At 55.0% G+C, this 16694-nt stretch carries 14 protein-coding genes; 6 read left to right on the plus strand and 8 right to left on the minus strand.

All coding sequences use genetic code 11. The features are described 5' to 3' along the window. Positions 1 to 39: 39 nt before the first annotated feature. Complete coding sequence (locus SH573x_RS09670) at positions 40 to 684, minus strand: NAD(P)H-dependent oxidoreductase (protein WP_479354533.1); 645 nt, start codon at positions 682 to 684, stop codon at positions 40 to 42. Between the two features lie 118 nt (positions 685 to 802). On the opposite strand from SH573x_RS09670, the gene SH573x_RS09675 reads away from it, so the two are divergent. The 3 genes from SH573x_RS09675 to SH573x_RS09685 all read left to right on the plus strand — a co-directional run bounded on the left by SH573x_RS09675 (position 803) and on the right by SH573x_RS09685 (position 2871). Beyond that, positions 803 to 1453 carry a gamma carbonic anhydrase family protein gene (locus SH573x_RS09675; RefSeq protein WP_479354534.1) on the plus strand — a complete coding sequence of 217 codons (651 nt, stop codon included), beginning with the start codon at positions 803 to 805 and terminating at the stop codon, positions 1451 to 1453. 6 nt (positions 1454 to 1459) lie between these two features. After that, the gene (trmB, locus tag SH573x_RS09680; RefSeq protein WP_479354536.1) at positions 1460 to 2215 is read left to right on the plus strand and encodes a tRNA (guanine(46)-N(7))-methyltransferase TrmB; all 756 of its coding nucleotides are present in this window, start codon (positions 1460 to 1462) and stop codon (positions 2213 to 2215) included. Positions 2216 to 2307: 92 nt separating this feature from the next. Next, complete coding sequence (locus SH573x_RS09685) at positions 2308 to 2871, plus strand: elongation factor P (RefSeq protein ID WP_479354538.1); 564 nt, start codon at positions 2308 to 2310, stop codon at positions 2869 to 2871. Positions 2872 to 2879: 8 nt separating this feature from the next. Here SH573x_RS09685 and SH573x_RS09690 read toward each other — a convergent pair whose 3' ends face one another. Continuing rightward, positions 2880 to 3341, minus strand: a complete 462-nt coding sequence (locus SH573x_RS09690; protein WP_479354540.1) for a RidA family protein — start codon at positions 3339 to 3341, stop codon at positions 2880 to 2882. A 588-nt stretch (positions 3342 to 3929) separates the two neighbouring features. On the opposite strand from SH573x_RS09690, the gene SH573x_RS09695 reads away from it, so the two are divergent. Together SH573x_RS09695 and SH573x_RS09700 are read left to right on the plus strand one after the other, a co-directional pair. Then, positions 3930 to 4439, plus strand: coding sequence for a DUF1801 domain-containing protein (locus SH573x_RS09695; RefSeq protein ID WP_479354542.1), 510 nt, complete (start codon positions 3930 to 3932; stop codon positions 4437 to 4439). A 140-nt stretch (positions 4440 to 4579) separates the two neighbouring features. Continuing rightward, the gene (locus SH573x_RS09700) at positions 4580 to 5053 is read left to right on the plus strand and encodes a hypothetical protein (RefSeq protein WP_479354544.1); all 474 of its coding nucleotides are present in this window, start codon (positions 4580 to 4582) and stop codon (positions 5051 to 5053) included. A 268-nt stretch (positions 5054 to 5321) separates the two neighbouring features. On the opposite strand, the gene SH573x_RS09705 is transcribed toward SH573x_RS09700, so the two are convergent. After that, complete coding sequence (locus tag SH573x_RS09705) at positions 5322 to 6725, minus strand: sigma-54-dependent transcriptional regulator (protein ID WP_479354546.1); 1404 nt, start codon at positions 6723 to 6725, stop codon at positions 5322 to 5324. A 587-nt stretch (positions 6726 to 7312) separates the two neighbouring features. On the opposite strand from SH573x_RS09705, the gene SH573x_RS09710 reads away from it, so the two are divergent. Next, the gene (locus SH573x_RS09710; protein ID WP_479354548.1) at positions 7313 to 7954 is read left to right on the plus strand and encodes a response regulator; all 642 of its coding nucleotides are present in this window, start codon (positions 7313 to 7315) and stop codon (positions 7952 to 7954) included. Between the two features lie 196 nt (positions 7955 to 8150). Here SH573x_RS09710 and SH573x_RS09715 read toward each other — a convergent pair whose 3' ends face one another. The 5 genes from SH573x_RS09715 to SH573x_RS09735 all read right to left on the minus strand — a co-directional run bounded on the left by SH573x_RS09715 (position 8151) and on the right by SH573x_RS09735 (position 16694). Next, positions 8151 to 11390: an efflux RND transporter permease subunit gene (locus SH573x_RS09715; RefSeq protein ID WP_479354549.1), complete on the minus strand. Its 3240-nt coding sequence runs from the start codon at positions 11388 to 11390 to the stop codon at positions 8151 to 8153. Continuing rightward, positions 11387 to 12511, minus strand: coding sequence for an efflux RND transporter periplasmic adaptor subunit (locus SH573x_RS09720; protein WP_479354551.1), 1125 nt, complete (start codon positions 12509 to 12511; stop codon positions 11387 to 11389). The genes SH573x_RS09715 and SH573x_RS09720 overlap by 4 nt, the downstream gene beginning before the upstream one ends. A gap of 169 nt (positions 12512 to 12680) precedes the next feature. Continuing rightward, the gene (locus tag SH573x_RS09725) at positions 12681 to 13397 is read right to left on the minus strand and encodes a TetR/AcrR family transcriptional regulator (RefSeq protein WP_479354553.1); all 717 of its coding nucleotides are present in this window, start codon (positions 13395 to 13397) and stop codon (positions 12681 to 12683) included. Between the two features lie 230 nt (positions 13398 to 13627). Further along, a complete protein-coding gene (locus SH573x_RS09730) occupies positions 13628 to 14206 on the minus strand; it encodes a nucleoside deaminase (RefSeq protein ID WP_479354555.1) in 579 nt (192 codons plus the stop codon). A 16-nt stretch (positions 14207 to 14222) separates the two neighbouring features. Further along, on the minus strand, positions 14223 to 16694 hold the full coding sequence (locus SH573x_RS09735; RefSeq protein WP_479354557.1) for a prolyl oligopeptidase family serine peptidase: 2472 nt from the start codon (positions 16692 to 16694) through the stop codon (positions 14223 to 14225).

Below are 16694 nucleotides of genomic sequence, written 5' to 3' on the forward strand. Positions count from 1 at the left end.
CCGACTCCTTTCAGCCCGCCTGGAGCTGGTTGCGACTGCCTATTTGTGGACAACGATATCGGTAGCGGGAAAGCGGACTTTAGGAGCTGTCGCGTATTTGTCAGCTGGGCTGCGATAGCCCAGTGCACAACCGACGACGGCAGTGTAGTCAGAGTCGTTCAAATCCAGCAGCCGATCGTAGGCAGCCATATCCAGGCCCTCCATGGGGCAAGAATCGACGCCCATCATGGCAGCTGCGGCCATCAGTTGGCCCAGTGCAATATAGACTTGCCGCGCATTCCAATCCAAGTGAAAGGCCTGGCTCTGCTTGACCGAATTCATGATGACGCTGTGGTACCCGTTGAGTGCTTCTCGCGGCGCGCCGCGCGTATCGGCCACTGAATCGATAAAGCGATCGACGTAACCTTCATCCAGCGAGCGCCGCGCCGCCAAGATGACCATGTGTGAACAATCCAACGGTTGCGTTTGATTCCATGAAATCGGCGGCAACTGCTTTTTCAGCTCTGGATCGCTGATAACAACAAATTTCCATGGCTGCAGGCCGAAACTGCTCGGCGCCAAGACCATCACGTTTTCGATCGCTTGCCAATGATCCGGCGGAATTGTTCGGCCGGCATCGAATTGTTTGACGGCGTAACGCCAGGACAGCCGCTCTAGAACTTCGGACGGAGTTAAGTCAGGCACTTGCCAGGCTTTCTATAGTTGAGACATTGGCTTACCATGGCACCAGTTCGTGTTCGTCTGCTCTCGCTCTGCGAAAGCCAGCGCGTTTATCCGGTACCACTCCGCCCAAATTATACCCATGACCGACCCCAGACCCCAGCCCACCGACTCGCCCACTGACTCGCCCACTGACTCGCCCACTGACTCGCCCACTGACTCGCCCACTGACTCGCCCACTGAAACGGCGCATCCGGAGGACCATGCTCACGATTGCCTGGACGTTCGCGATCGCCCCGATTTGCGGGCCGAATCGGCTTGGATTGCGCCGACCGCCACGGTGGTTGGCAATGTCAAATTGGGCCAGCAGGCGAGCGTGTGGTTTGGGGCGGTGATTCGCGGAGACTGCGAAGCGGTGGTGGTGGGCGATCGCACCAATGTGCAGGACCTGGCCTGCTTGCACGCCGACCCTGGCTTGCCTTGCATCGTAGGTAATAATGTCACGATTGGTCACGCCGCGATCGTGCACGGAGCCGTCGTCGAAGATAACTGCCTGATTGGTATTCGGGCCACTGTGCTCAACGGAGCCCGCATTGGTACGGGCTCGCTAATCGGTGCCTCCGCACTGGTTACAGAAGGCGCGGTCATTCCACCTAACTCGCTGGTGTTGGGTGTACCTGGCAAAGTTGTGCGTCAACTGAACGCCGCCGATATCGAACGCATTCGACGTGGTAGTCAACACTACGTTGACGCGGCTGCGGCCTACAAAAACAAAAATGCTCAACAGGCGTAGCTCGTCGTGACCGAAGAAGTTGAAAATGAATTTGGCGTCCCCTTCGCTGGTACCATCCTGCCGCCTGAGCAGTGGGCCAAGACCGCGCTGAAGCGTTTGCCGGAAGGTGGTCAACTCGACTGGACTGAGCTCTTCGGACGCGAAGCGCCGCGCGTACTGGATATCGGTTGTGGCAACGGTCGCTTCATGCTCGCATCGGCGGTGCGCCGCCCACAGGTTGATCATATTGGGATCGATCCGCTGCCGGTCGTCATCCGCTATGCCACGCGCCGGGCCAATATGCGCGGGCTGACTAACTGCCGTTTAGTGGTGTGTGATGGTCAGCGATTCTTGCGTGACTACTGTCCGCCAGGCAGTTTAAATGAAATTCACGTCTATCATCCACAGCCCTTTCCCAGTCGACGCGAGCAACATCTACGCTTATTTCAACACGAGTTCCTGTGGTCGGTTCATCAAGCGCTTGCTCCCGGTGGGTTGTTAGTTGTGCAGACCGACAATGCGGCCTACTGGAAATATCTGCAAGCCGTTTTGCCCGTCATTACTCAGTGGCATGTGCAAGCGGGACCATGGCCAGAGGATCCGCAAGGGCGCTCGCGTCGCGAGATTATCGCACTCCATAAAGGCCTGAAGATCTATCGCGGCTGGGGCACCCGCCACGATAACTTGACCCGCGCACAGTTCGAGGCAGCCAGCGGCCAGTTGCCTCAACCCGATTTTAATGCCGAGCACAATCGCAACCCCAAGCATTGGCGTCGACGGTAATTGTTCGTCCGAAAGTTTACGACTCGAGTCTAAAGTCTAGTCTTCGTTCATCTCACACATCCAGAACTAACCCAACGAGGTATCCAGAGAGTATGTTAGCCAAAGAAATCAAGACCGGCATGGTCATCGTCAACAATGATGCACCCGTGATCATCGAAGGCATCGCGGTCCAATCACCCAGTGCTCGCGGCGCTGCGACGCTGTACAAGTTTCGTGGCCGTGATTTGATTACCAAACAAAAGGTTGACTTTACATTCAAAGGGACCGACAACCTACCCGAAGCTGATTTTCACAAGCGTGTTGTCAAGATGATGTACAAAGACGCCGAAGCGGTCCACTTGCTCGATCAAGAAGACTTCAACCAGTTTTCGCTCAGCCTGGAAGACGCCGGCGAGCAGCTGCAGTACTTGACCGAACAGCTCGAAGGCATGTTTGCGTTGATTTACGAAGGCGAATGTGTGGGCTTGCAGCTGCCGACCTCAGTGGAAATGACCATTACCCAATGCGATCCGACGTCTCGCGGCAATTCGGCAACCGCCCGAACCAAACCGGCCACGCTCGAAACGGGCTTGGTGGTGCAAGTGCCCGAGTTCATCAAAGAAGGTGAGCGTATCAAGGTCGATACGCGCACCGGTGAATTTTTGTCGCGAGCTTAGTAGCGAGACTACTGAATCTCGAACACGCCTTCGATCTCGGTAGCAATACCGGTGGGCAAGGAGTTGGTGCCCAGGGCGCTGCGAGTTCCAATGCCCATCTCCGCGCCCCAAATATCGCTAAAGAGTTGGCTGCAGCCATTGATGACTGCCGGCTGCTGCTCGAATTCATCCGTACACCGGACCAGTCCCAGTAACTTGACAACACGAATGACGCGATCGAGCGAGCCGAGATTGCTGCGCAAAGTCGCCAAGATGGCCAGGCCCGTTTGCCTGGCCGCCGCTTGACCTTCTTCCAGCGTCATATCGGCGCCCAGCCGACCTTTGATCAGCGACCCATCGCTTTTCAGTGGTCCGTGACCCGAAACATACGCCAGGTTGCCAACGATGACCACGGGCTTGTAGAGCCCCACAGGCTTGGGCGCCGGTGGCAACTCGATACCTAACTGCGACAAACGAGATTCAGCGGACATAGTGTATGTTCTCCGGATACTGGATCGAGGCATTGATGGCGGACTGTTTATTGAGCCCTTGGCCGCGGAATTGTATACACTGAAATCCAGCGAGCCGAAACCCTACGCCGCCTTGTCGATCCCCCTTTTTTCAAACGCAGAGTCCGCAGAGTCCGCGGAGAAAACGCAGAGTACGACCTGTCTACTCTGCGATCCTCTGCGTCTCCGTGTTTTAACAAGAAAGCTGTCTGGTTGCGTGCGGTATCATTGCGAAAGGCTCACGCAAAGGCGCGAAGGCGCAAAGGTTTGCACTTCCATCTTTGCGCCTTGGCATGAGGCCTCTTAACGATACCTCGGAGATACTTCATGCATAAACTAAATGGGTGCCTGAATGTTCCTGATGAAATTTGGTCATGATCCCAATTTCTCAAACGCAGAGTCCGCAGAGTCCGCGGAGAAAACGCTGGGTACGAATTGTCTTCTCTGCGATCCTCTGCGTCTCTGCGTTTTAAACGTGAACTACGAAGACACATGATGGAATTTTCATGGTATGCTCCACTCTGAATCGCGCGACGGCCGATACACGTCTGAGGTACGGGAGACTACACCATGCCAGTCAAGAAGTCGAACAAGGATTCCAAGCCTGCAATTAGAAAGCCGTCCAAAAGCGTGGCGGCAAAAGGCAAGTCGCCGACGACGACGCTACCGGAGTCAATGGTGACTGGCAAGGCGAGTTCGGCGAAGGCTGCGGAAGGCGACCAGCCGGTCTTCGCCTACATCGCTAGCCTGCCGCAGCCACAGCGAGGCATCGCGGAATTCATCGATGCGCTGGCCGCCGAGACGCTTGACGGACTGCAACGATCGGTGAAGTGGGGTATGGCGTATTATGGCGTGGGTGACGGTTGGTGCTTCTGTTGTGGCGGCTTCGCCGGCCACGTCAAGCTGATGTTCATCAACGGTACGGCGCTCACTCCGGTGCCACCTGTGACTCCGGCGGCGATGGGCAAGTCTACGCGGGGCGTCGAACTCGTATCAGTGGACGACCTCGACCACCGCCAAATTGCCGCCTGGATGAAACAAGTTGCCGTTCTGCCCGGCGTCGGAGGTAAAAGAAAGTAGGCTGCACTTTACGAATCGATAGTAGCAGCAACCATGCAGTCCTGAACACGGTATTGTCGATTGATGTATGCTCGATGGGGGCGATGCGTAGATCTATACCAGAGCTGTTCGTTGAGCTTTGGGCATCGGAGGATAATACAATGAAATTTGGCGTGTCAACAATGATGTTGACGACATTCATAACGGCGTTACTGTTTGCGTTTTGGACTAGCAATAACGAATATGCCTGGCTTGCACTGGTAATGAATGCGGGAGTCACGAGCCTGGTGTACCGACAGCTCAAATCTGGATTTGAAAAACGCGTTATCGCAGTCTGTTGGCTGTACATTGCTTGCTGGATTGGATCTTCAACCGCAGGCTCGGCGACTATCTTTCAGACTTACATTGACCAAGGTTTTGTGAACGCTGAATATCCGCTGGCCGGGGCAATGGCGAACATGGGAGTATCGTCATTTAGAAATATTCAATCCCCTTGTCCTCTGATCGTGACGGTTAATGAAATTGCGGTGAGTGCGATTGGAAACCATGGAGGATACGAGGGAACCACATGCTGGCTTTGGACACCCCTGGGTCATTGCCAATTGCACACAATGGTATTCTCTTCAATCAATTGAAATTGCCGCCTCTAAGCAGGGTACAAAAACGATAGGCGCCAATTGAGTTGAGCAGCTGGTTTCTCTGTGTCTCTGTGACTCTGTGGTTGGCTCTAGATCCCTTTTTCTAAACGCAGAGTCCGCGGATAAACGCTGAGTGCGACTTGTCTTCTCTGCGATCCTCTGCGTCTCAGCGTTTTAAAGAAGGAACCCTCTGATCACGTGCTGCAGCATCAGGGAGGTTAGCAAGAATTCGAAAGCCCTGACGGCTTCCGCTACGATGCGCCGCTTAATCTTGACACTGGACGGCGTCTAAACCGAGCTTCTTCATTTTCTTGTAGAGAGTCGTACGATTGATGCCCAGTTGTTCGGCGGTCAGGTTGCGACTGAAGTTATTGAGCTTGAGGACTTCGAGTATGATTTGGCGTTCGGGGCCCTCGAGCGCATCGCGCAGCGTTTGGCCGCGGAGTATCAAGGATTGCGAAGAGACGCCGCTGAGGCCAGCTGTGGTACCCAAGATAACAGGTGGCAGCAAGCTCAAATCTAATTCGGAGCGTTTGGAGAGAAGTACAGCTCGCTGCACTACGTTCTCTAGTTCACGAATGTTGCCCGGCCAGCCGTAAGTGCATAAGGCCTGCATCGCTTCGGGTGTAAAGCCATCGATCTCTTTGCCTGTCTCTTGAATCGACTTCTGTAAGAAGTGCTCGATCAGCAACGGGATATCGCTAGCGCGCTCGCGCAAAGCTGGCAGTTCGAGATGGATAACATTAATGCGGTAGTACAAGTCTTGACGGAAGCGTCGTTCAGCTACCGCCAATTCTAGATTTTCATTGGTTGCCAGGATCACACGGGTGTCGACCGAGATCGTCTCCAGGCCACCGAGCGGTTCGAACTGCAACTCTTGCAGCACGCGTAGCAACTTGATTTGCAAAGCCGTGGTGGCGGTACCGATTTCGTCCAAGAAGATGGTACCGGTGTCGGCATGTTTGAACTTGCCGACCTTGGCATGGTTGGCACCCGTGAATGAGCCGGCCACGTGACCGAACAATTCGCTTTCCAGCAAGTTATCGGGCAGCGCTCCGCAAGCGACCTCGACGAAAGGATTGGTACGGCGTCGACTCCGACGATGGATGGCGCGGGCGATCATCGACTTGCCCGTTCCGTTTTCGCCGGTGATCAAAACGCTGGCGCGGGTATCGGCCACACTGTCAATCACGTCGAAGATGCGCAGCATGCGCGGATCATGGCTCAGTACATTCTCGAGGCCTGTCCGCCGATCCAATTCGGCTTTGAGCCGTTTGTTTTCGTCAGCGATCTGTGATTGGTTGATGGCTCGTTTGAGAGCGAACAACAGCTCTTGATCGACTACCGGCTTGCTGAGCAAGTCGATGGCGCCGGCAGCGATGGCATCGACGCCCGCATCGGGTCCGGCATAGCCGCTGATCATCACCACAGGTAGCTCGGGACAACTCTTGCGTGACCAGGCTAGCAGGTCAAACCCATCCTCGCCGTCCAGGTTTACATCCATCAGGGCGACATCATATTGGCTGGTCCGCAACAGCCCTTTGGCTTGGCTGATCGTGGTGGCACCAGTGACCGAGAACCCTTGAGCGCCCAGCCATTCGATCATCGAATCCAGGAGCCAGCGATCATCATCTACTATCAACAGTCGTTGCAATCGTGACTTGGTCATCGCCTGTTTGGCCAATTATTAGGAAAGTTGATAGGGCACCGTCTTCCGACGAGTGCCTGCTCTGCGTCTTATATAAGGAGGAGATGCAGGCTGTGCAGCCTACGCCTCTTGCCACACTCATACCTAGGTTATGCGTAGCGGATAGGCAACTTTTCACGATGCAGATTTGCAACAGAGTTCACAGCCTGGCGGCTGTGCCTACGAAGAACGTAGAGTGACTGTATACCCACCTAACGGCCAGCTAAGTCGTCCATTGGGCGGTTATTTGTCGCCCAACGGACTTTTTTCGAATTGCTAGCATTTTTGCGGATTCAACCGGTGGACAAACTCGCTGTTACGATATAACGTCTTGAAACTACACAGGTTGTGGCGATAGCTGCCGCTGCGTGGCCAATAGGGTGGTTGGTCCGTTGATGGGGTGTTTAGTAATTCTGCTAGGGGTTTTCGAAGTATTTCGGGGGGTATGCAGGACAAGTACCCCTCCTGGCGTAGGAATCAACGTATAGTGATGTCAGTTGCGAAGCTCGCGTGGCGTGTTTTGCAACTAACACCGTTGGGGGATCACCGGTTTTTTTGTGAGGGCAGAAATGTCGATTCGTCTTTTGGTAGCGGACGACCACGAGGTCGTACGCAGCGGTATCGGTTCGCTGTTGGGGAACAGCGACGTCGAGATTGTTGGCCTGGCGGCCAATGTGACTGAGACCGTCTCGTTGGCCAAGCAACACAAGCCAGACTGCGTCTTGCTGGATGTGCGCATGGGTGACGAGGATGGGCTAACAGCGCTGGAGCAGATTCGGGCAGATATCCCGGATCTACCAGTGGTCATGATCTCGACTTATGACAATCCAACCTACGTAGCCAGAGCGATTGCTCTGGGTGCCAACGACTACATCCTCAAGGATTCCAGTCGTATGCAGATGCTCGACGCGATTCGTCGCGCCGCTGGTCGTGAGCGACCACCCGAGCAGAGCATTCTCAAACGCGTTCAAGCGACCATGTCCAAGCGCAAGGATCGCAGCGATTCAAAGGATGTGCCTTTGACCAATCGCGAACTGCAAGTGTTGCGGCACATCGCTTTGGGGCTGAGCAATAAAGAGATCGGTAACTCTTTGGACATCAGCGTTGAAACGGTCAAAGAACACGTGCAGAACATCTTGCGCAAACTGGATACGGCTGACCGCACAGCAGCCGCAGTTTGGGCCGTCAAGACAGGCTTGATCAATCAATAATTGACAGCCGCAGAGAACTGGCAGGCTCAGCTTTCCCCAAAGTTGGTGCCGACTTCCTACAAAACCATTCGTGGCCTGCCCTCGTCACGAATGGTTTTTTCGTTTTGTCTCCTTTTGCTCCGCAAAAGGCAGCGACACCTCTCGCAGATCGCAGGCCGAATTAGATTGCCTTTCGCGGAGCGAAAGGAGACTCAAGTCACACTACCTCGCATAGCTCGAGATCTTTGACGGTTTCGTTCTCGGCTTTGGAGTTGCCGACGGATACTGCAGGTGGCTTGGCGGTGGGGCGTTTGACTCGGAAGAGGATAACGTACAAGGCCGGCAAGTTCAGCAGCGTCAAGAAGGTGGCCATCGAAAGTCCACCCATGATGGCCACAGCCATCGGCCCCCAGAACACGCTACGCGTTAAGGGGATCATGGCCATGATGGCGGTGGCGGCTGTTAATACCACCGGTCGTGCGCGTCGCACAGCCGATTCGATGACCGCTTCCCACTCGTTCAGACCGCTGGCCATATCTTGCTCGATTTGGTCGATCAGAATCACTGAGTTTCGCATATCCATACCGGCTAGAGCAATTACTCCTAGCATGGCCACAAAGCCAAATGGTGCACTAAAGATATGCAGCGCGGTGACCGCTCCGATCAATCCAAGCGGCGCGATACCAAAGACCAAAGCCGCCTTCTTGAAATTTTGCACCTGTAACATCAACAGCGTCAGCATCACGAGAATCATAACGGGGAACATTTGGAACAGGGCCACGTTGGCTTTTTCACTCTCTTCGATCGCGCCACCGCGCTCGACGCGATAACCGGCTGGCAGTGATTGGTTGAGGTCGCTTAGTTTCGCAAAGATCTTGGCACTGATGTCGGGGGCTTGAACACCATCGATGACATCGGCTTGTACTGTCAGCATCGATTCTTGATTGCGTCGCCACAAGATGGGCTCTTCTAGTTCCGGGCTCAGTTGGGCAACCTGGCTCAGGGGTACGGCTCGGCCACTACTGGTGAATAGCGAAAGGTCGGGTAAACGATCCAAGCTCAAGCGTTCTTCGGGCACGGCGCGGGCTACTACTTCGACGGTCTCGGTTCCTTCGCGAAATTGTGCGATCGGTACACCGGAGAGTAGAGTCTGCAAGGCTTGAGAGATCTCTTGCGTGTTCAAGCCCATGGCGCGGGCACGATCTTGATTGACCGACAGACGTACCGCCTTCGATGGTTCGTTCCATTCGAGGTTAACATCGACAGCCGCGGGTTCTTGACGCATGACGTCGCGCACTTGATCGGCGATTTGACGCACCTTGGTTCTGTCCGGTCCCATGACGCGGAACTGCACTGGAAAGCCAACGGGCGGTCCGAAGTCCAGCCGTAGCACTCGCAAGCGTGGGCCAGCAAACTGTGGGTCCGCGGCAAAGGCATCCAGGAGTTTCTGTCGCATCCTCTCGCGGGCTGCTACGCCGGAAGTTTGAATGATCAGCTTGGCAAAGCTGGGATTGGGCAAGTCCGGATTGAGGGCTAGAAAGAAGCGGGCTGCGCCGGCGCCGGTATACGACGTGTAGTACAGCACATCGGGTTGGTCATCGGTACCGTGCGAATGAGTTAACCATTGAGGTAGTTGCCAACCGTGATGCGCGTTTTCAGCCCGCTCATGATCGACCTGCATATCCGAGGTGACCAGCTTTTCAATGCGGGCGACCATGTCTGATGTGGCCACAAAAGATGATCCGTCGGGCAGCTTGACGTCGACCATTAATTCTGGTCGCGAAGACTGCGGAAAGAACTGTTGTTGCAAACGCGTAAAACCAAAGATCGCAGCCATAAACGCGACCACCGTCGTGCCCACGACTTTATACGGATGGCGCACGCACAAGGTAATAATGGCTCGCAAGAACTTGTAAAAACGCGTGTTGTAAGCTTCATGTCCATGTTGATCATGTTGGCTCTTGAGTTCAGGCAGTAGCTTTACGCCCAGATACGGCGTAAACATGACCGCCACAAACCAGGAACAAATCAACGAGATGCCGACGACCCAAAAGATACCCCCGGCATATTCACCTGCGGCCGAATCGGCAAAGCCAACGGGCAAGAAACCTGCTGCTGTGATGAGAGTGCCCGAGAGCATAGGAAAAGCTGTCGATGTCCAGGCAAAGGTCGCCGCATCGGTGCGACTCCAACCTTGCTCCAGTTTCACAGCCATCATCTCGACAGCGATGATCGCATCATCGACCAGCAACCCCAAAGCCAATATCAAAGCGCCCAAGCTGATACGATCCAAGTCCATACCAATCGCATTCATCACTACCAACGTCAGCGCCAGAACCGACGGCACGCTCAAGGCCACGACGATACCTGTGCGGACACCCAAGCTGAGAAAGCTGACCACCAAGACGATGATCAAGGCTTCGATAAACGAGCGCGTGAACTCGCCAACCGATTCTTCGACCACGGCAGGTTGATACGAGATGGTGCCTATGTTGATGCCCAGAGGAATTTCATCTTGAATGCTGGCCATCTCCGCGTTGAGTGCCTGACCCATCGCCAAGACATTACCACCTTTGCGCATCACCACGCCTAAGCCCAAAGCCGGTTGGCCGTTGTAGCGGACTGTATATTCGGGCGGATCTCGATAGCCGCGTTTGATGTCGGCAATGTCCCCGAGCTTGAGGGTTCGTCCACCTGCCTGGATGGGCACATCAGCAATCGACTGGGCAACATCGAATTCGCCTTCGACGCGCACGTAAATGCGGTCGCTATCGGTTTCGATCTTGCCGGCTGGATTAATTGAATTTTGGCGGGCCACGCTTTCGAAGATCTGCTGCGGGCTGATGCCGAGACTTGCCAGCTTGGTGTGCGAAAACTCTACGAAGACTTTTTGTGGTAAATCGCCGACGAAATCGACTTTTTCGACATCCGCCACGCGCAGCAAGCGCTTGCGAATGCGTTCAGCCACACGTTTCATTTCCGCGGGAGTAAAGTCTGCGCCTGTCAGTGCAAAGAGCGATGAATAAACATCACCGTATTCGTCGTTGACTTCGGGGCCCAAAACGCCGGTGGGTAACGTGCTGCGAATGTCGCTGAGTTTCTTGCGCACTTGATACCAGATATCGGCGACTTGTTTGCGATTGGTGTTGTCCTTCAGTTGCACTAGCACCAGCATGCGTTCGGGCAAGCAGTAGGTGCGCAGGAAATCGAGCGAGGGAGTCTGGCGGAGTTTGTCTTCGACACGTTCGGCAACTTGCCGTTGCATTTGATCGGCCGATGCACCGGGCCAACTAGCAGAAACCACGGCCGTCTTGATCGTAAACGAAGGGTCTTCGGCGCGTCCCATGCTCAAATAGGCTTTCACGCCCGCCAGGCCCGAAGCCATAATCAAGAACAGGATAAAGGCCGGATGTTCAACAGCCCAGCGCGAGAGATTGATTCCTCTGAAGTCGCTCATTGCTGAATCTCCCAAGGGCGGACCTTGATGGCCGGGTCCAATTTTTGAACGCCCGCCGATACAATTTGCTCGCCGCCCTTGAGTCCAACTATAACGCGCACGCCTGATTGGCTGTACTGAGCGATCGTCACCGGAACGGCCGTTAAAGCTCCGTCGGTCTCCACCCGCCACACGATCGCCTGTTCACCTTGGCTGGCGATGGCTGTCGCTGGAATTTCAAAACCTTCGGCTTGGTTGGCGGTCGTGAGAGCAACCGTCACGGTCATACCTAACTTGATCGCTTGCGGAGGATCGATCAACGAGAATCGAGCGCGATAAGTTCTCGTAGACGGATCGGCTGTCGGCGATATTTCACGCAAACGAGCCTCGCAGCTAACCCCCGGCAACGACCAAAAGGTGGCGTGCGTGACCAGCTCAGCCTCACGTGGCCAGCGATTTTCAGGAATGTCGATGACGGCTTCTAGTTCGCTCAATTGTGCGATACTGCATACGGTGGTACCGAGGTTCACCACTTGGCCAGCTTCAGCGCTGATGCTGGTGACGATACCATCGCCATCAGCTTTCAATTGACAATAGTCGAGTTGATTATTGGCTAGCTCCAATTGTCTTTGCGCACCATCGAGTCTGCCTTGAGCGATGTCGCGATCGGACAAGCCGCTATCGTATTCAGAGGCGCTGACCGCATTGCTGCGCCTGAGTTCGAGCAAACGTTTCTCTTCGGCCGTGGCTTGCAGCAACGTTGCCTTGGCCACTAACAGATTGGCTTGGGCATTGCGTTGTTGCAGCACGTAGTCTTCTGCATCGAGCGCAAAGAGCAGTTGCCCCTTGGTGACTCGCTCACCAACTTCGACGTGTCGGCTGAGCACTTTACCGCTGACGCGAAAGGCGACGTCGGTTTGATAACGTGGACGTACGCTGCCGGTCAGTTCGGTTGCCGGTGGTGTAGCTGATTGATGCACTTGGAAGATGCGCACCGGCACCTGTTTGGTAGGTGACTTAGTGGTCTCGGTCGACGGGCCTGAATCTTTGGCTGCTTGCCAGACTGCAGCGGCACCCCCACCGAGGGCTGCCAGAATGAGCGCCACCAATCCCGTTAGCGGCAACCAGCCCAATTTTCTCACGATCGGCTCCCTCTGTATCACTTGAATACGTCGTCAAATGTTGACGCTGCGTCACTTTTGAGGCTGAAAAAAATCCGTTGAACCATCAACGGATATTTTGTTGGAACGTTTATCGAGACCCAGTCGGTCAGCTAACGTCGAGGCTCGGGGTTAACAGTCAGACTGTAAATCAGCCAAACAGTTCACTACCAAAGTTCTTTTTTAGTCGTTCTAGTTCGTCGGCCATCAGCCGGTTGTGGGCTTCGTAATCCATCATGGGTTGCCAATTGAAGCCGTTCATCAGTGTAAAGCAGTGCAGGCGAATCGAATCAAAGGGTTGATTGATCCCCAAAGCAGGCAGCGAAGGGCTGGAAGCGGCCAGCAGCTGACTGCCATAAGTGATCGACCAGAAACCAAAAATGATCTCTTCGGCAGACATGCCGCTGGGAAGCTGCAAATCGCCTGAGGAGACGGCATCCCGGGCTAATCCAGCCACGATTCCCATGCACTTTCCTTCGCATTGCCGAATCAACTCTTGGCGAGTCGAGGTGGCTTTATCCCAGATGGTGCTATTGCGAATCCAAGCTTCGATCGCAAAGTGTTCGGTGGCACTGGCGTAAATCTCGCTGGCTGCACCGATGCGCACCAATCGACTCCGCGGAGTACCGCTGGTCAAAGCCGAAGATTCCATAATGCGCATCCGCAGTTCGATCGATTCGACTGCCAAGGCCACTACGATGTCTTCTTTGTTGGGAAAGTGGTTGTAGAGCGTGCCCTTGGCGTACTCCATCTCATTGGCCAAACGGTCCATGCTCAGGCCCTGGTAGCCATCGCGGAGCAAAATCGGCCGGGCCAGCCTGAGAATCTGGGCCTCCCGCTCTCTCATTTCTCGTTGTTTGCGCGTCATTGTAACCATATCGTCAATTATTGACGCCGCGTCACAATTTGTCAAGTCAAGTCGGCCTTGCCTTGATCGTTTAACCCGTAGCCGCCAGGCGAGGCCAGCGCAGGAGTGCATGTGCAGGGTGAGTCGCTGTACTGAGCGGGCAGAATGCTCAAATAAACGCAGGCTTGGATTAGAGGGTGCGCCTCGCCTGGCGGCTACGGGTTAAACGAAATGCTTAGGTAAACCCGGGGCTAACGCCCGCGGTTTAGGGCTGCGACGCCTTGCCAGTCGATCAGATCGAGCTGAGGCTGCTCAGTCTGAAAGCGTGCGTAGAGGTCAATGCCCATCGCATCGGGCAATAGAACGACCTCCAGTCCGCGTGAACGCAGTTGAGCTTCGTTGTTCTCAGCATTGGGACTGTTGCCAATGACTACGCGCCGGAATCCGCGTTCGAGAATCAGCGCGGTGCACACGTTGCACGGAGTTAGCGTAGTAAACATCGTAGTCAAACCAAAATCGATAGAACCCGCGTCTCGCATGGCCGCAGTTTCACCATGATTGTAGGGGTCGTTGTCCTGGACCAGGCGATTATGACCTTTGCCGACGATTCGTCGCGACAGGTTATCGATGATCACGCCGCCGATTGGACAGCCACCTTCAGCGTAGCTTTTCTGCGCCAGCCAGACAGCGATGCGCATCAAGTCAGCATCGCTCAAGCGATTCCAAAACGTGGGAGCTACCAACGGTCCCAGGCTGCTAGTGGGCAAATGAGCGATCACTTGCAGCACACGCTCATCGAGTATCAACTGGTCGTCAAAGTAAGCAACCATCCGCTCATCCTGCCGCTTACAAGTGTTTCAAGAAGAACTCGTGTGTTTTGCGAACGCCGTAGGGGCCACCGTTGCTGTGGCCCAGGTTGGGCACGACCAGCAAATCAAAATCTTTATCGGCGCGAATGAGCGCATCGACGAAGCGCATGGTCGATTCCGGCGGCACGTTGGTATCCATCTCGCCCACAATCAAGAACAGTTTGCCCTGCAAGCGATGGGCGTTATCGATGTTACTGCACTGGCTGTAATGAGGACCCACTGGATAGCCCATCCACTGCTCGTTCCAGGAGGCTTTGTCCATACGATTGTCGTGACAACCGCAGGCAGCGACCGCTACTTTGTAGAACTCGGGATGAAAGAGCACAGCTGCGGCTGCGTTCTGACCACCCGCGGATGTACCGAAGATGCCGACGCGCGTGATGTCCATTTCAGGATGACGGGCCGCGGCCGCTTTCATCCAAGCAATGCGATCTTCAAAGCCCGCATCTTTCAGATTGTGCCAGCAGACATCATGAAAAGTTTTTGAGCGATACGCGGTGCCCATACCGTCGATTTGCACGACGATAAAACCGAGCGAGGTCAGAGCCTCATGACGCTGCGCAGGACTAAAGGACTTGGGGACGAACGCGCCGTGTGGTCCGGCGTAGATATCTTCGATAACCGGGTAACGCTTGGCCGGATCGAAGTTCTTTGGCCGACAGATGATGCCCCAAATATCGGTCTGGCCATCGCGACCTTTGGCTGAGAAAACCTCTGGAGCTGACCAGCCGCTGTCGATTAGCGCCGTTGCGTCCCCTTGCTCAAGTTCGCAAACGAGCGAACCATCTTCCACTTTGCGCAGCTCGGTAACTGGTGGCAGATCGACGCGCGAATAAGTGTCGATCAAATAACGGTTATCCGGCGAATAGGAAATGGTGTGATTGCCATGGCTGGCCGTCAGCCACACCAGTCCAGAGCCATCGAAGTTCACGCGACCATAATGAATCAGGTAAGGATCCTGATCTGCATAACAGCCGCTGGCTCGAAACCAAATTTGACGCTGGTCTTCGTCAACTCGTTCCAGTCCACGCACGACCCACTGCCCACTGGTGATCGCGTTCTTTTCAGCACCTGTCGTCGTATCGATTAAGTACAGGTGTCGCCACCCGCTTTTTTCACTGACGTAAACCAGCTCGTCACTCTTCTCCAACCAGGTAACCGGCGGCAGGCCGCTTTCGTTGTGAGCAGTCCAGATAAAAGTTGAACTCGATTCGTCCACTAACTTCGAAACACAACCGTCGGTCACACTCACATCGATTACGCGAAAGCGTTGATGACCGCGATCGGTTTGTTCGTATCGCAGGTGCAATCCATCGTTGCTCCAGCGGCATTTGGGCGTTTCCCATTCATGTTCAAAGCGATCTACTTGAGGTTTGATCTGACGCTGATCATCGATGTGGAAGATATTCAGTTCGTGGCGGGCAAATTGGTCGCCTGGCAAAGCATAAGGCCGCGACTCCAGTTCCGCTCGACCGCCACCGTTGGGCGAAGACCGTACCAGGTGGACTTCTATCTTCTGGCCGGGTTCCGTTCGAAAGGCGACCAGTGTTTTGGAATCGGGAGACCAAGCCAGCTGACCATACACTTGAGTCTCGTGGCCATCGCTACTGAGAGCCACTCGCTGTTCTCCATCGACCGCTTGCAGGATGACATTGTGGTTTTCGATCAGGGCTTGCCATTTTCCATCGGGCGACTTGCCAGCGTTATTTGTATTGCCACCCGTGCGACCACGACGGCGGCGCGGTGCACTATCGCGCAGCTTTTTTCCGTCGAGCACGATGGTGGTGGGTGTATCGTTGGCCGCAATGACTCCGAGTTCTTCGCCATCTTCGGCCACGACCGCCCAGCGATGCCCGCCGAAGGTATGCTGACGATGTTTCGACTTAGATGCAACTTTACCGTACGATCGGCGGCCGTCTTCGCTAACCCAGAAAATCTCGGCGCTGCGCGACATCCGATTATCGAAGACCAATTCCGTATCTGCACCAGTGCGAGCCGGCCGCGCGTCGCTCGCGTTCTCGAGGGTGGGTTCCACTTCGACGTTGTCCGCCGGACCCAGTGTGGCTTGACTGGCATTCCAAGACCAGCGCGCATCGGAACCGACCAGCACCAACAGGTTTGGATCTTTCGCCCACTGAAGGCTTTCGATAGGCAACTGATCGGCTGAGGCATCTGCACCCAGGGCGAGTGCCACAGCTGCGTGGTCAAAGGCGGCTTGTCGCTCGCCATTGGTTGCATCGACGATGATGAACTGATGTTTGCCTTCGGCCAGTTCCTTGCGATACCAGAATCGATCGCTACTGGCCGACCAATTGGGTTGCACACGATCGCCAACAACCAGGTCAGAGCGACCACGACCCCGACGCGACTGAGCACTGGCGACATCCACGATGGTCACGGTGGCTGCAATGCCCAGCAGCAGCCCTAGGAATCTTCGATCTAAATGCAT

The organism is Rania fehmarnensis, assembly GCF_056494185.1.

Excerpts from the sequence above, each read along its gene's own strand:
- SH573x_RS09675 (WP_479354534.1), top strand. The coding sequence starts at position 803 with ATGACCGACCCCAGACCCCAGCCCACCGACTCGCCCACTGACTCGCCC.
- SH573x_RS09685 (WP_479354538.1), top strand. The coding sequence starts at position 2,308 with ATGTTAGCCAAAGAAATCAAGACCGGCATGGTCATCGTCAACAATGAT.
- SH573x_RS09690 (WP_479354540.1), bottom strand. The coding sequence starts at position 3,341 with ATGTCCGCTGAATCTCGTTTGTCGCAGTTAGGTATCGAGTTGCCACCG.
- SH573x_RS09695 (WP_479354542.1), top strand. The coding sequence starts at position 3,930 with ATGCCAGTCAAGAAGTCGAACAAGGATTCCAAGCCTGCAATTAGAAAG.
- SH573x_RS09700 (WP_479354544.1), top strand. The coding sequence starts at position 4,580 with ATGAAATTTGGCGTGTCAACAATGATGTTGACGACATTCATAACGGCG.
- SH573x_RS09705 (WP_479354546.1), bottom strand. The coding sequence starts at position 6,725 with ATGACCAAGTCACGATTGCAACGACTGTTGATAGTAGATGATGATCGC.
- SH573x_RS09710 (WP_479354548.1), top strand. The coding sequence starts at position 7,313 with ATGTCGATTCGTCTTTTGGTAGCGGACGACCACGAGGTCGTACGCAGC.
- SH573x_RS09715 (WP_479354549.1), bottom strand. The coding sequence starts at position 11,390 with ATGAGCGACTTCAGAGGAATCAATCTCTCGCGCTGGGCTGTTGAACAT.
- SH573x_RS09725 (WP_479354553.1), bottom strand. The coding sequence starts at position 13,397 with ATGACGCGCAAACAACGAGAAATGAGAGAGCGGGAGGCCCAGATTCTC.
- SH573x_RS09730 (WP_479354555.1), bottom strand. The coding sequence starts at position 14,206 with ATGGTTGCTTACTTTGACGACCAGTTGATACTCGATGAGCGTGTGCTG.
- SH573x_RS09735 (WP_479354557.1), bottom strand. The coding sequence starts at position 16,694 with ATGCATTTAGATCGAAGATTCCTAGGGCTGCTGCTGGGCATTGCAGCC.